This window comes from Limnohabitans sp. (assembly GCF_031538885.1).
Lineage (GTDB): Bacteria > Pseudomonadota > Gammaproteobacteria > Burkholderiales > Burkholderiaceae_C > Limnohabitans.
On the sequence record NZ_JAVKLW010000093.1, the window covers coordinates 1 to 12901 of the forward strand.

A 12901-nucleotide genomic window follows, 5' to 3' on the forward strand; every position below is an offset into this window, starting at 1 on the left:
GGCCGACAGCGGTGCGCTGTGGTGGGTGTTTACAGAACTCATCGGTCAATTTCCCCGAACACAATGTCCATGGTGCCAATCACCGCCACGGTGTCAGCGATCATGTGGCCACGCGCCATTTCATCCATGGCTGCCAAATGAGCAAAACCAGGAGCGCGAATCTTTAAACGGTAAGGCTTGTTGGCACCATCGCTCACGAGGTAGATGCCAAACTCACCTTTGGGATGCTCGACGGCGGCATACGCCTCGCCTTCGGGCACGTGGAAGCCTTCGGTGAAAAGCTTGAAGTGGTGGATCAGCTCTTCCATGTTGGACTTCATGCCCTCGCGGCTCGGTGCTGCCACCTTGTGGTTGTCGGTGATGACGGGGCCGGGGTTGGCGCGTAACCAGTCCACGCACTGCTTGATGATGCGGTTGGACTGACGCAACTCTTCGACGCGCACCAAATAGCGGTCGTAGCAGTCACCGGTTTTGCCCACAGGAATGTCGAAGTCCATGCGGTCGTACACGTCATATGGCTGGTGCTTGCGCAGGTCCCAAGCAATGCCAGAGCCACGCAACATCGCACCTGAGAAACCGAGGTTTTTCGCGCGCTCAGGCGTGACCACGCCGATGCCGACGGTACGTTGTTTCCAAATGCGGTTGTCGGTGAGGAGTGTTTCGTACTCGTCCACCAGCTTGGGGAAACGTTTGGTGAAATCGTCAATGAAGTCTAGCAAAGAGCCTGAACGACCTTCGTTCAAACGTGCCACCGACTTGGCGTTGCGCACTTTGCTGGCTTTGTACTGAGGCATGCTGTCTGGCAAGTCGCGGTATACGCCACCCGGACGGAAGTAAGCCGCATGCATGCGTGCGCCTGACACCGCTTCGTACATGTCGAACAAGTCTTCACGTTCGCGGAAGCAGTAAATCAAGATGTTCATCGCGCCGCAGTCGAAACCATGGCAACCCAACCACAACAAGTGGTTGAGCAAACGGGTGATTTCGGAATACATCACACGGATGTATTGCGCGCGCTCTGGCACTTCAATGCCCATCATTTTTTCAATGGCCAAGCAATAGGCGTGCTCGTTGCACATCATGGACACGTAGTCGAGCCGGTCCATGTAGGGCAAGGATTGAATGTAGGTTTTGCTCTCGGCCAACTTCTCAGTGGCGCGGTGCAACAAACCGATGTGAGGATCAGCGCGTTGAACCACTTCGCCGTCGAGTTCCAACACCAAACGCAGCACACCGTGTGCCGCCGGATGTTGGGGGCCCAAGTTCAGGGTGTAGTTTTTGATATCAGCCATGGTAGGACTCCCGCTGGGCCGCCCCGAGGGAGGCCTGCGCCCCCTTGGGGGGCAGCGAATACACGAAGTGATAAGCGTGGGGGCTAGTCATGCTTACCGCCGTAGTTGTCTTCACGAACGATGCGCGGCGTGATTTCGCGCGGTTCGATGGTGACGGGTTGGTACACCACACGTTTTTGCTCGGCGTCGTAACGCATTTCCACGTGACCCGAGGTTGGGAAATCTTTACGGAAGGGGTGACCCACAAAGCCGTAATCGGTTAACAAACGACGCAAGTCGAGGTGGCCTTCGAACACGATGCCGAACAAGTCAAACGCTTCACGCTCGAACCAGTTGGCCGAGTTCCACAAATCGTTGACCGAAGCCACCACTGGCACGTCTTCGCTCACCGCGAATACGCGCACACGCAAACGCCAGTTGTGCGTCACGGACAGCAAATGGCTCACCACAGCGTAGCGTGGACCATCGGTGAATTTGGAATGGGCGCCGTCTTTGTAGCTGGAGTAATCCAAGCCACACAGGTCCATCAACTGCTCAAAACCCAGACGCGAATCGTCGCGCAAGGTTTGGCACACAGCGTGGTAATCGGCTGCAGAGACCGTCACGGTCAACTCGCCCAAGGCGGATTCGAGGAGCTTGATTTTGCTGCCCAGCACATCGTGCAAGGTAGCTTCAAGCGTTTGGATGGAATGGCTCATTTTTCTTTCCTGCGCAATGTGCAGTTAGCGTGCGATGGTGTTTTCGCGGCGAATCTTGCTTTGCAGCTGCAAGATGCCATACAACAAAGCCTCAGCCGTGGGTGGGCAGCCTGGCACATACACGTCTACTGGCACCACACGATCACAACCGCGCACCACCGAGTAGCTGTAGTGGTAGTAGCCACCGCCATTGGCGCATGAGCCCATAGACAGCACCCAGCGCGGCTCGGACATTTGGTCGTAGACCTTGCGCAAAGCGGGGGCCATCTTGTTGCACAAGGTGCCCGCCACAATCATCAAATCGGACTGACGGGGACTTGGGCGAAACAACATACCGAAGCGGTCGATGTCATAACGAGCAGCGCCCGCATGCATCATTTCAACCGCGCAGCAAGCCAAGCCGAATGTCATAGGCCACAACGAGCCCGTTTTGGCCCAATTCACCACCGAGTCATACGACGTGGTTATGAAGCCTTCTTTGAAAACGCCTTCAAGTGACATAGTTATTCCTTATTCCCAACAGCACAGAGAGCCGACTGGGTTACTCCCAATCGATGGCGCCCTTGATCCACATGTAGGCAAAGCCAGCAACGAGGATGGCAAGGAAGATCATCATGTCGATGAAGCCAATGAAACCAATTTCCTTGAGCGCCACGGCCCAAGGGAACAAAAATGCGATTTCCAAATCGAACAAGATGAAGAGGATGGCAATCAAGTAATAGCGCACATCGAACTTCATGCGCGCGTCTTCAAACGCTTCAAAACCGCATTCGTAAGGGGAGTTTTTAGCTGGATCAGGACGACGCGGGCCTAAGAAAAAGCCGATCGCCTGGGGAGCAACCCCCACGCCAAGGCCCACAAGTATGAATAAGAGGACGGGGAGGTATTGTTCTAAGCTCATCTCAATCTCGCGGTCTGACTATCTGTTTTTAGTCTGCGAAGTCTGCCGTAACTGGTTGACACCAGAGTTACAGCAGACTTTTTTGGATGGTGCCGTCGGCGAGACTCGAACTCGCACAGCTTTCGCCACTACCACCTCAAGATAGCGTGTCTACCAATTTCACCACGACGGCTTTGGGTTGTTTGTCCTACAAAAGCGAAGAGGGATAACGCTTCCTGAACAGCCTCAGAGTTTACCCTGGAAAAGAGACCGAATCGCTCCAAGGCTTGAAGGTTTTGTGATTACTTCGTGGGGATTTGCGCTGCGCCCGAGGCTGACAATTCAGTCACTGGTGCAGGCGCCACCACAGTGCCTTCGAGCACACTGCCAGAGCTCACGGGATGCAGATTACCGAAGTAGGCCAAGGCCAATGTGCAGACAAAGAAAACCGCAGCCAACACACCCGTTGTGCGTGACATAAAGTTGGCACCGCCGCTGGCACCAAACAAACTGCCAGAGCTGCCGCTACCGAAAGCCGCGCCCATGTCCGCACCTTTGCCGTGCTGAACCAAGATCAAACCAATCATGCCCAACGCAGCCAACAACTGCACCACTTGGATGATATTCAAAATCATGCTCATAAAAACTCCGAAAATGTATTAATTTCAACGCGCCGCAGCAGCGATGATGGTCAAGAATTCCGCGGGCTTGAGGGCCGCGCCACCGATGAGGCCGCCATCAATATCCGACTGCGCCAGCAACTCAGCGGCGTTTGCCGCGTTCATGCTGCCGCCATACAAAATATGAACACGCTCAGAATGTTCAGTCGCGGCCTTGAGTTGCGCACGCAACACGGCATGCACCGTTTGGGCTTGCTCTGGCGAGGCCGTTTGACCTGTGCCAATGGCCCACACCGGCTCGTAAGCCAGCACGATTTCGCTGATGCAGTGATCATTGGCATAAATCACAGCGGCCAATTGTCGCTTGACCACCGCTTCGGTTTTGCCCGCTTCACGTTCTGCCAACGTTTCGCCGACACACACAATGGGTGTGATGCCCGCTGACAAGGCGCGCTGCGCTTTGTGCGCCACCTGCTCATCGGTTTCACCGTGGTATTGGCGACGCTCCGAATGACCCACGATGGCGTAACGCACAGCCAAGTCTTTCAACATCGCCGCCGAAATTTCACCCGTGTAAGCGCCCTGCTCGTACGCCGACACATCTTGCGAGCCCAAGTCAATGCCAGAGCCTTTGACCAACTGCTGCACTTGCGACAAATACGCCGCAGGCACACACACCGCCACTTGCGCGTGCTTGCCACCCAGGGCTTGCGCCAAGCCCTGCTGTACGCCATGCACCAAAGCTTCGTTGGCAACTAAACTGCCATTCATTTTCCAATTACCCGCAATAAGTTTTTGTTTCATCACTTACTCCAAGTCAAAACAATCTTGCCAATGTGCTGACTCGACTCCATCAGGCGGTGCGCATTGGCAGCACCATCCGCCGAAGCCGCGTCAAAGGTGGCATGAATCACAGGCTTGATACGCCCGGCTTCAATCAATGGCCACACCTGCTCGCGCAAGTGACGTGCAATCGCAGCCTTGAAGCTCACAGGGCGTGGGCGCAAAGTCGACCCCGTGATGCTCAACCGGTTACGCAGCACCTTGCCTGCATTGAAGCTGCTCTTGACTCCACCTTGCAACGCGATGATGACCAAGCGGCCATCTTCAGCCAAGCAATCCACCTCACGCGCCACATAGTCGCCCGCCGCCATATCCAACACCACATCCACGCCCTTGCCATCGGTCAGGCGCTTGGCCTCGACAGCGAAGTCATGGGTTTTGTAGTTGACGGCATGGTCTGCGCCCAGCGCCACACACGCAGCACACTTCTCGTCGCTGCCTGCGGTCACGATGACGGTCGCCCCCATGGCCTTGGCCATTTGAATCGCCGTCACGCCAATGCCACTAGAGCCGCCTTGCACCAGCAATGTCTCGCCGGCTTCCAAGTGCGCACGGTCAAACACATTGCTCCACACAGTAAAGAATGTCTCAGGCAACGAAGCGGCCTCGACATCACTCAAGCCTTTGGGAACCGACAAACACTGAGCCACAGGTGCCACGCAATACTGCGCATAGCCACCGCCCGCCACCAAGGCACACACGCGATCACCGACCTTCAGATGGGCCGCAACCATAGCCACGGTATCGCCTGACTCGATGACACCCGCCACCTCAAGACCCAGCACATCCGACGCGCCAGCAGGCACGGGATAGTTGCCCGTCCGCTGCAACACGTCAGGGCGATTCACACCACTGGCGCTGACGCGAATCAGCAACTCACCCTCACCCGCCCGCGGCAAAGGCCGCTGGGCCACACGGAGCACCTCAGGGGCACCGGGCGTGGTGATTTCAACGATGTGCATCATGTGCGCGACCGCCTCAAACAAAGCTTAGGCTTGTGGCTCTGCGTCGTGTGCATGGTCCGCTTGCGGGCGATCCATCAAGGCTTTCATCGACAACTTCACGCGACCTTTTTCGTCTGTTTCGAGCACTTTTACGCGCACGATTTGGCCTTCGCTCAAATAATCGGAAACCTTCTCAACACGCTCGTGGGCGATCTGGCTGATGTGCAACAAACCGTCTTTGCCTGGCAACAAGTTGACTAAAGCACCGAAGTCCAAAATCTTGGTGATGGGGCCTTCGTAGACCTTGCCGATTTCAACTTCGGCCGTGATCTCTTCGATACGACGCTTGGCTTCTTCAGCCTTCGCACCGTCTGTGGCCGCGATGGTGATGGTGCCGTCTTCTTCGATGTTGATCTGGGTACCAGTTTCTTCAGTCAACGCACGGATGGTGGCGCCGCCTTTGCCGATCACGTCGCGAATCTTCTCGGGGTTGATCTTCATGGTGAACAACTTCGGTGCGAAGTCAGACACTTCGGTCTTGGCCTCGCCCATGGCGGCTTGCATCTTGTCCAAGATGTGCATGCGTGCTTCTTTGGCTTGTGCCAATGCCACTTGCATGATTTCTTTGGTGATGCCTTGGATCTTGATGTCCATTTGCAAAGCGGTGATGCCGTTGGTGGTACCCGCAACTTTGAAGTCCATATCGCCTAAGTGATCTTCGTCACCCAAGATGTCGGTCAACACCGCAAAACGGTTACCGTCTTTGATCAAGCCCATGGCGATACCAGCCACGTGTGCTTTCATCGGCACGCCAGCGTCCATCATGGACAAGCAACCACCGCAGACCGAGGCCATCGAGGAAGAACCGTTAGATTCTGTGATTTCAGACACCACGCGCATGGTGTAGGGGAACTCTTCTTTGCTTGGCAACACGGCCACCAACGCACGCTTGGCCAAACGGCCGTGGCCGATTTCGCGACGCTTGGTCGAGCCCATGCGACCCACTTCGCCTGTGGCAAAGGGAGGCATGTTGTAGTGCATCATGAAACGATCTTCATACTCACCCGCCAAAGCATCAATGCGTTGTGCGTCGCGCTCGGTACCCAAAGTGGTGACCACCAACGCTTGGGTTTCGCCGCGTGTGAACAAGGCAGAACCGTGGGTGCGTGGCAACACGCTGTTGCGAATTTCGATGGGACGCACGGTTCGTGTGTCGCGGCCGTCGATGCGGGGCTCGCCTGCCAAGATTTGGCTGCGAACGATGCGCGCCTCGATGTCGAACAACATGTTTTCAACTTTGACGGAGTCAAACTCCACGCCGTCGTCTTTCAAACCAGCCATTACCGCGCCATAAGCTTCACGGCAAGCGTGCGTGCGGGCTTGTTTGTTGCGAATTTGGTAAGCGGCGCGTAATTTGTCTTCAGCTTGTGCGGTGACCTTGGCAATCAGCGGCTCGTCCTTGGCAGGCGCGGCCCAATCCCAAGCGGGTTTGCCAGCGTCACGCACTAGTTCGTGAATGGCGTTGATGGCGATATTGCCTTGCTCGTGGCCGAACACCACCGCGCCCAACATGATTTCTTCTGACAACTGTTGCGCCTCAGACTCCACCATCAACACAGCGGCTTCGGTACCAGCGACCACGAGGTCCATCTGACTGTCTTTGCGTTGTGTTTGACCTGGGTTCAAGACGTATTCGCCATTGATGTAACCCACGCGTGCGGCGCCGATGGGGCCGTTGAAAGGAATACCAGAAATGCTCAAAGCAGCAGACACGGCGATCAAAGCAGCAATGTCAGCATCGACTTCTGGGTTCAACGACACGGTGTGAATCACCACGTGTACGTCGTTGTAAAAACCTTCGGGGAACAAGGGACGGATGGGACGGTCAATCAGACGACTGGTCAAGGTCTCGTGTTCGCTGGGCTTGGCTTCGCGCTTGAAGAAGCTGCCAGGGATCTTGCCTGCGGCGTAGGTTTTCTCGATGTAGTCCACGGTCAAGGGGAAGAAGTCTTGCCCAGCTTTGGCGATCTTTGAACCCACGACAGTGGCCAGCACCACTGTGTCGTCCATGTTGACGAGCACAGCGCCGCCGGCTTGGCGAGCGATTTCGCCAGTTTCCATGGTGACCGTGTGTTGGCCCCACTGAAAGGTTTTGGTAACTTTATTGAAAATTGACATGTGTTTTCCTAATGAAATTTGGCTTCAACTTGGTGCAGCACACGATGCCATTCCAGAAAAGTGGGGCTTTTTTGGAATGACACAGCTGTCGAATCTGCGCCTTGTTGTCGTGCCAGTTGTGAAACGAGTGTTTAAAAGTGCAAAACGCCTGAGCTCGTTGAAAACTCAGGCGTTTGTCGCGAGAACTTGAGCTTGTTACTTACGCAGACCAAGCTTGGCAATCAGCGCGGCGTAACGATCAAAGTTTTTTGACTTGAGGTAGTCAAGCAATTTGCGACGACGGCTCACCATACGCAACAAACCGCGGCGACCATGGTGGTCTTTGGCGTGTTGTTTGAAGTGAGGTGTGAGTTCGTTGATACGTGCAGTCAACAAAGCTACTTGGACTTCGGGACTACCTGTATCGCCTGCGGCGCGTGCGTTGTCTTTGACGACTTCGGCAATTTTTGCTGTCAACATGGGTTTTCCTTGAATATTTGACTTGCGTTGCACCGTGGAAGTTGGTGCAACGTGCTTGGCTTATCCCTAAAGATAAAGCCAACAGAGTATAGCATATAGCAGGCGTTGCAGCCGACCTCGACTAAGCCGACTACAAGCACCGCTCGCTCGGTCAAACCAACTCGGCCAGCGGCCAGCGCGGCTTGACGTCAAAGCTATAGCGCGGTTGGGCTTGAGCCATGCCGCCCTCGCCGCTTTGCAGACGCATGGCAGCGGCCATGGCGATCATGGCCCCGTTGTCCGTACACAGGTGCAACTCGGGGTAATGCACTCGCACACCTTGGCGCTGGCAAGCTGCATTGAGCTGCTCGCGCAAATGCCGATTCGCCCCCACACCGCCCGCCACGACCAAGCGCTTCAAACCAGTGTCACGTAAAGCGGTGAGCGACTTCTTCAAAAGCACTTCCACAATGGCGGCCTCGGTCGAGGCAGCCAAATCGGCTTTACGGGCCTCCAACTCACCCCCGAGTTTTTTGGCTTGTGTCATCACGGCGGTTTTGAGCCCCGCAAATGAGAAATCCAAATTACTGCTATGCAGCAAAGGACGTGGCAGCTTGAAAGCGGCAGGGTCGCCCTGCTGAGCCAATTGAGACAAGGCAGGGCCACCGGGATAGCCCAAGCCCATGAGCTTGGCCGACTTGTCAAAAGCCTCGCCTGCGGCATCGTCAACCGTCTCTCCCAGCAACACGTAACGCCCCACACCCTCTACCCGCATCAACTGCGTGTGACCACCAGACACCAAAAGCGCGACAAACGGAAACTCAGGTGGGTCCTCGCTCAAAAACGGGGATAACAGATGCCCCTCCAAATGATGCACGCCCAAGACAGGCTTGTTCAAAGCCGCGCCTAACGCGCAAGCCACCCCCGCCCCCACCAGCAAAGCGCCCGCCAAACCTGGGCCACGGGTATAGGCCACGACATCGACATCCTGCAAAGCCCGTTGCGCCTCATTCATCACCTCACGCGTCAGCGGAATCACGCGTCGAATATGGTCACGACTGGCCAGCTCAGGCACCACACCACCATAGGCCACATGCATGGCCACTTGGCTGTAAAGCGCGTGAGACAACAATTTGGGCAATGCCTGTCCATCTGCCTGGACCAGCGCCACACCTGTTTCATCGCAAGAAGATTCAATACCGAGGATCAACATAAGCCGCTAAGTTTATGCGGTCAACTCATTGCGTCGCATCTTGTGCGGACAACAGCTCGGGTACTTGCGCTTGGCCCTGCTCATACAACACTGAAGTTGAAGATGTATTGGCCTGCAACAAGTCCAACACCGTGCGCGCATAAGACGCATCCACCAACCGCCTAGTCAGGCCCAGGGCGTCGTCTTCCACCAAGACAAAGTCCGTGAACTTTTGCGCACGCCCAATCTGCAAAAAACTGAAGTGCTCTACCTCAAAGCGATCCAGCCTGTGGTTGACGCTCCCCTCGACCCACGGTGCTTACGAAGACAACAGACTGTTGGCATTGGCAGAAACAACTTTGCAAGCCTATTTCCGTGCTTACCAAAAGCCCATGAAAAAAGCCCGCATTCAGCGGGCTTTGCAGCGCAGCGAGACCGCTCAGCGGAACTTGCTTTGAGGCACAGTTTTCAAATCGCCCTGCTGTGACGCCATGTAGTTGGCCAGCTCTTTGAGCTCTGCAAGGCTGAATTGTTTCGCCACACCACCCATCACACCGTTGCCGCGCCCCCAAGTGGGGGCCCCTTCGACTTTGTAGGACTTCAATGCCACATACAAGTAGTCTGGGTGTTGACCTGCAATTTTGGGATAGCTAGGGTCAATTGGCTTGGCGAAGTTTTCGCCATGGCAGGAGACGCATGCGCCTTTGGTCAACAGCGCGGCCACATTGCCTTTGGGTTCGGTGGCTTTGTCTGGCAAGGTCGCGCCTTGCACTTTGCCGTGGTTGGCGTAATAAGCCGCAATGTCTGCGATGTCTTGGTCGGTCAAGCTGTCGGCAATGCCACGCATCGTGGGGTGCTTACGCTCGCCTTTTTTGTAGGCATTGAGTACGGTGCTGATGTACTTTTCACCTTGGCCAGAAATTTTGGGCACTTTATAAACTTCAGGGAAACTGGCTTGGTAGCCCACAATGCCATGGCACCCGATACACATCGCAATTTTCTTTTCACCTGCGTTAGCATCACCCTTCACATCTTGCGCCATCGATAGCGAAGACAAGGTAGATACAGTCAGAGCAAACGCGAACGAGACAAACTTTTTCATATGCAAACCACAATCCCAAGAGGTTGATGTAACTCAAATAATAGACGGAACTTACCCATGAAATTCAAAGGTACTGACAACTACGTTGCAACCCAAGACTTGATGCTTGCGGTCAATGCAGCCATTGCACTCAAGCGGCCCTTGCTGGTCAAGGGTGAGCCTGGCACAGGTAAGACTATGCTTGCAGAAGAGGTGGCCCAAGCCCTGGGTTTACCCCTGTTGCAATGGCACATCAAATCCACAACCAAAGCCCAGCAAGGTCTGTACGAATACGACGCCGTGAGTCGTCTACGTGACAGCCAGATGGCCGATGTCGAGAGCGCTGAGCGCGTGAAGGACATCAACAACTACATCCTCAAAGGGGTGTTGTGGCAAGCGTTCACCTCCGAACAACCGGTCGCATTGCTGATCGATGAAATCGACAAAGCCGACATCGAGTTTCCCAACGACTTGCTGCGTGAACTCGACCGCATGGAGTTTTATTGTTACGAGACACGCCAACTCATCAAAGCCCAAACGCGGCCACTGGTGTTCATCACCTCCAACAACGAAAAAGAGTTGCCAGACGCGTTCTTGCGCCGCTGCTTTTTTCACTACATCAAATTTCCAGATGCGGACACCATGCGCCACATCGTGGCGGTTCACTTCCCCAGCATCAAGCAAATGCTGCTGACGGCGGCCATGAAAACCTTCTTTGACATTCGTAACCTGCCGGGTCTCAAGAAGAAACCGTCCACCAGCGAACTGATTGATTGGCTCAAGCTCTTGGTGGCAGAAGACATTCCCCTCGAAGCGCTGCAAACTGCCGACGACAAAGTGTCGATCCCGCCACTCGTGGGCGCACTGTTGAAAAATGAACAAGACGTGACGCTGTTTGAAAAACTGGTGTCCATGCAAAACCGCAACCGTTAAAGAAAGCGCCCCCATGTTTGCCTCTCTCATTGAAGGTCTGACCGATGCGGTTGGTTTTGTCATTGGTGCCCTGCTCGGCTATGGCCTAGGCGTGACATTTGGTTTGAATCTGTTTGCCGAGGGCTATGGCACGGGCAGCATCATCGCCATCCTCTTGATCGGTATCGGGGGCGGCATGGGCTTGCAAGCGGCACGCCGTGTCCGTGCGCCGAAAACAGAAACGCAATAAGGCCGAGCCATGCTGATTGACTTCTTCTACACCCTGCGCGCCGCCAAGCTGCCAGTTTCGGTGAAGGAGTACCTCACGCTGCTAGAAGCCTTGCAAGCGCAAGTCGTCGGCCCTAGCAGTGAGGCATGCAGCTTGGATGACTTTTATTTTTTAAGTCGGATCATCCTCGTCAAGGACGAAAAACACTATGACAAATTTGACCGCGCCTTTGGCGCGTACTTCAAGGGTGTGGAGCTGCTGACCGATTTCACCCAAGAAGTGCCCCTCGATTGGTTAGAGAAAGTTCTGCAAAAAGAACTCCCCCCAGAGCAAAAATCCGCCATCGAAAAAATGGGCTGGGATGAGTTGATGGAGACCCTCAAAAAACGCCTCGAAGAGCAAAAAGAACGCCACGAAGGCGGAAACAAATGGATAGGCACAGGGGGCACCTCGCCCTTTGGTAATGGCGGCTACAACCCGCAAGGCATTCGCATCGGCGGCAAAGGGGGCAACAAAAGTGCTGTCAAAGTATGGGACCAACGCGCTTACCAAGACTATGACGACACCCAAGAGCTGGGCACACGCAACATCACAGTAGCCTTGCGTCGCCTGCGACGCTTTGCGCGTGAAGGCTCTGTGGAAGAACTAGACCTCGACGGCACCATTCACAAAACCGCAGCCAATGCAGGCTTCTTGGACATCTTGATGCGGCCCGAGCGCCGCAACAATGTCAAAGTGTTGCTGCTCATGGATGTAGGCGGCACCATGGACGAGCACATTGCACAGGTCGAAGAACTGTTCTCTGCCGCCAAAGCCGAATTCAAACACCTGGAGTTTTACTACTTCCACAACTGCGTGTACGACTTCATGTGGCGCAACAACAAGCGACGTTACGCAGAGAAGTTCGAGACTTGGGACATCATTCGCAAATACAACAAAGACTACAAACTCATCTTCATCGGCGACGCCACCATGAGCCCCTATGAAATTGTGCAGCCGGGTGGCAGCGTCGAATACAACAACGAAGAAGCCGGTGCCGAGTGGCTACAACGCCTGCTACATGCCTTCCCCAAATTTGCGTGGATCAACCCAGAGCCACAAGGCGTGTGGCAATACCGCCAGAGCATTGCCATCATTCAACAAATCGTCAGCAACCGCATGTATCCGCTCACGCTCAAAGGCTTGGAAGAAGCCATGCGGATGCTGAGCAAGTAGCGCCGTAAAATATTCCTACTGCCGCCGTAGTTCAATGGATAGAACTCTCCCCTCCTAAGCGACTTGGTAGGGCGCCAAACCAAAGCTAAGTTGTTGATTTGTACGGAAAGCAGACTCTGCTAATCCCTCGAAATCCACCTTAATCCAAGGTAGACTTGAAACAAATTTGGCACACGGAGACGGAAAAGTAGTAGCCTAGAAATGACAACAGGTAGCACGTAGCTACCTGTTTTTTATGTAGGGCGGATTCAAGGACGAAGTGCAACAAAGATGAACTGGTTATAGGTGGCTGAGGATGCGAGAGCATCATGGCCGCTTTAACCGCCAAGTCGAAGTTGCCCAATGTACAAGCACCTCAGCCGAGAAGAACGATACCAAA

The 12901-nt window shown here is 54.8% G+C and carries 15 protein-coding genes and 1 tRNA gene; 3 read left to right on the top strand and 13 right to left on the bottom strand.

What is annotated here, in order from left to right; all coding sequences use genetic code 11:
- Positions 1–38: 38 nt before the first annotated feature.
- The 13 genes from RMS03_RS07485 to RMS03_RS07545 all read right to left on the bottom strand — a co-directional run bounded on the left by RMS03_RS07485 (position 39) and on the right by RMS03_RS07545 (position 10187).
- Complete coding sequence (locus RMS03_RS07485; RefSeq protein ID WP_310626459.1) at positions 39–1292, bottom strand: NADH-quinone oxidoreductase subunit D; 1254 nt, start codon at positions 1290–1292, stop codon at positions 39–41.
- A gap of 83 nt (positions 1293–1375) precedes the next feature.
- Entirely contained in the window at positions 1376–1990 is a 615-nt protein-coding gene (locus RMS03_RS07490; protein ID WP_310626460.1) for an NADH-quinone oxidoreductase subunit C, read from the bottom strand.
- Between the two features lie 24 nt (positions 1991–2014).
- Positions 2015–2491: an NADH-quinone oxidoreductase subunit B family protein gene (locus tag RMS03_RS07495; protein ID WP_100132916.1), complete on the bottom strand. Its 477-nt coding sequence runs from the start codon at positions 2489–2491 to the stop codon at positions 2015–2017.
- Positions 2492–2531: 40 nt separating this feature from the next.
- Entirely contained in the window at positions 2532–2891 is a 360-nt protein-coding gene (locus tag RMS03_RS07500; RefSeq protein ID WP_108359119.1) for an NADH-quinone oxidoreductase subunit A, read from the bottom strand.
- 87 nt (positions 2892–2978) lie between these two features.
- Positions 2979–3063 (bottom strand) — tRNA-Leu (locus RMS03_RS07505).
- 109 nt (positions 3064–3172) lie between these two features.
- On the bottom strand, positions 3173–3511 hold the full coding sequence (secG, locus tag RMS03_RS07510) for a preprotein translocase subunit SecG (protein ID WP_310626461.1): 339 nt from the start codon (positions 3509–3511) through the stop codon (positions 3173–3175).
- A gap of 24 nt (positions 3512–3535) precedes the next feature.
- Entirely contained in the window at positions 3536–4294 is a 759-nt protein-coding gene (tpiA, locus tag RMS03_RS07515; RefSeq protein WP_310626462.1) for a triose-phosphate isomerase, read from the bottom strand.
- Positions 4294–5295 carry an NAD(P)H-quinone oxidoreductase gene (locus RMS03_RS07520; RefSeq protein WP_310626470.1) on the bottom strand — a complete coding sequence of 334 codons (1002 nt, stop codon included), beginning with the start codon at positions 5293–5295 and terminating at the stop codon, positions 4294–4296. Before RMS03_RS07520 ends, tpiA begins: the two co-directional genes overlap by 1 nt.
- Before the next feature lie 27 nt (positions 5296–5322).
- Positions 5323–7455, bottom strand: coding sequence for a polyribonucleotide nucleotidyltransferase (gene pnp / locus RMS03_RS07525; RefSeq protein ID WP_310626463.1), 2133 nt, complete (start codon positions 7453–7455; stop codon positions 5323–5325).
- A gap of 195 nt (positions 7456–7650) precedes the next feature.
- Complete coding sequence (gene rpsO / locus RMS03_RS07530) at positions 7651–7914, bottom strand: 30S ribosomal protein S15 (RefSeq protein WP_104799150.1); 264 nt, start codon at positions 7912–7914, stop codon at positions 7651–7653.
- Positions 7915–8065: 151 nt separating this feature from the next.
- Positions 8066–9106, bottom strand: a complete 1041-nt coding sequence (gene tsaD / locus RMS03_RS07535; protein WP_310626464.1) for a tRNA (adenosine(37)-N6)-threonylcarbamoyltransferase complex transferase subunit TsaD — start codon at positions 9104–9106, stop codon at positions 8066–8068.
- 25 nt (positions 9107–9131) lie between these two features.
- Positions 9132–9338, bottom strand: coding sequence for a hypothetical protein (locus tag RMS03_RS07540; protein WP_310626465.1), 207 nt, complete (start codon positions 9336–9338; stop codon positions 9132–9134).
- Between the two features lie 186 nt (positions 9339–9524).
- Positions 9525–10187 carry a c-type cytochrome gene (locus RMS03_RS07545; RefSeq protein ID WP_310626466.1) on the bottom strand — a complete coding sequence of 221 codons (663 nt, stop codon included), beginning with the start codon at positions 10185–10187 and terminating at the stop codon, positions 9525–9527.
- A 57-nt stretch (positions 10188–10244) separates the two neighbouring features.
- Here RMS03_RS07545 and RMS03_RS07550 point away from each other — a divergent pair, with 57 nt between their 5' ends.
- Genes RMS03_RS07550 through RMS03_RS07560 form a run of 3 tightly spaced genes read left to right on the top strand, consistent with a single transcriptional unit; the run spans position 10245 to position 12522 of the window.
- Positions 10245–11099: a MoxR family ATPase gene (locus RMS03_RS07550; protein ID WP_310626467.1), complete on the top strand. Its 855-nt coding sequence runs from the start codon at positions 10245–10247 to the stop codon at positions 11097–11099.
- A gap of 13 nt (positions 11100–11112) precedes the next feature.
- Entirely contained in the window at positions 11113–11328 is a 216-nt protein-coding gene (locus RMS03_RS07555; protein WP_310626468.1) for a hypothetical protein, read from the top strand.
- Positions 11329–11337: 9 nt separating this feature from the next.
- Positions 11338–12522, top strand: a complete 1185-nt coding sequence (locus RMS03_RS07560; RefSeq protein WP_310626469.1) for a VWA domain-containing protein — start codon at positions 11338–11340, stop codon at positions 12520–12522.
- Positions 12523–12901 lie beyond the last annotated feature (379 nt).

Excerpts from the sequence above, each read along its gene's own strand:
- RMS03_RS07485 (WP_310626459.1), bottom strand. The coding sequence starts at position 1,292 with ATGGCTGATATCAAAAACTACACCCTGAACTTGGGCCCCCAACATCCG.
- RMS03_RS07490 (WP_310626460.1), bottom strand. The coding sequence starts at position 1,990 with ATGAGCCATTCCATCCAAACGCTTGAAGCTACCTTGCACGATGTGCTG.
- RMS03_RS07495 (WP_100132916.1), bottom strand. The coding sequence starts at position 2,491 with ATGTCACTTGAAGGCGTTTTCAAAGAAGGCTTCATAACCACGTCGTAT.
- RMS03_RS07500 (WP_108359119.1), bottom strand. The coding sequence starts at position 2,891 with ATGAGCTTAGAACAATACCTCCCCGTCCTCTTATTCATACTTGTGGGC.
- secG (WP_310626461.1), bottom strand. The coding sequence starts at position 3,511 with ATGAGCATGATTTTGAATATCATCCAAGTGGTGCAGTTGTTGGCTGCG.
- tpiA (WP_310626462.1), bottom strand. The coding sequence starts at position 4,294 with ATGAAACAAAAACTTATTGCGGGTAATTGGAAAATGAATGGCAGTTTA.
- RMS03_RS07520 (WP_310626470.1), bottom strand. The coding sequence starts at position 5,295 with ATGCACATCGTTGAAATCACCACGCCCGGTGCCCCTGAGGTGCTCCGT.
- pnp (WP_310626463.1), bottom strand. The coding sequence starts at position 7,455 with ATGTCAATTTTCAATAAAGTTACCAAAACCTTTCAGTGGGGCCAACAC.
- rpsO (WP_104799150.1), bottom strand. The coding sequence starts at position 7,914 with ATGTTGACAGCAAAAATTGCCGAAGTCGTCAAAGACAACGCACGCGCC.
- tsaD (WP_310626464.1), bottom strand. The coding sequence starts at position 9,106 with ATGTTGATCCTCGGTATTGAATCTTCTTGCGATGAAACAGGTGTGGCG.
- RMS03_RS07545 (WP_310626466.1), bottom strand. The coding sequence starts at position 10,187 with ATGAAAAAGTTTGTCTCGTTCGCGTTTGCTCTGACTGTATCTACCTTG.
- RMS03_RS07550 (WP_310626467.1), top strand. The coding sequence starts at position 10,245 with ATGAAATTCAAAGGTACTGACAACTACGTTGCAACCCAAGACTTGATG.
- RMS03_RS07555 (WP_310626468.1), top strand. The coding sequence starts at position 11,113 with ATGTTTGCCTCTCTCATTGAAGGTCTGACCGATGCGGTTGGTTTTGTC.
- RMS03_RS07560 (WP_310626469.1), top strand. The coding sequence starts at position 11,338 with ATGCTGATTGACTTCTTCTACACCCTGCGCGCCGCCAAGCTGCCAGTT.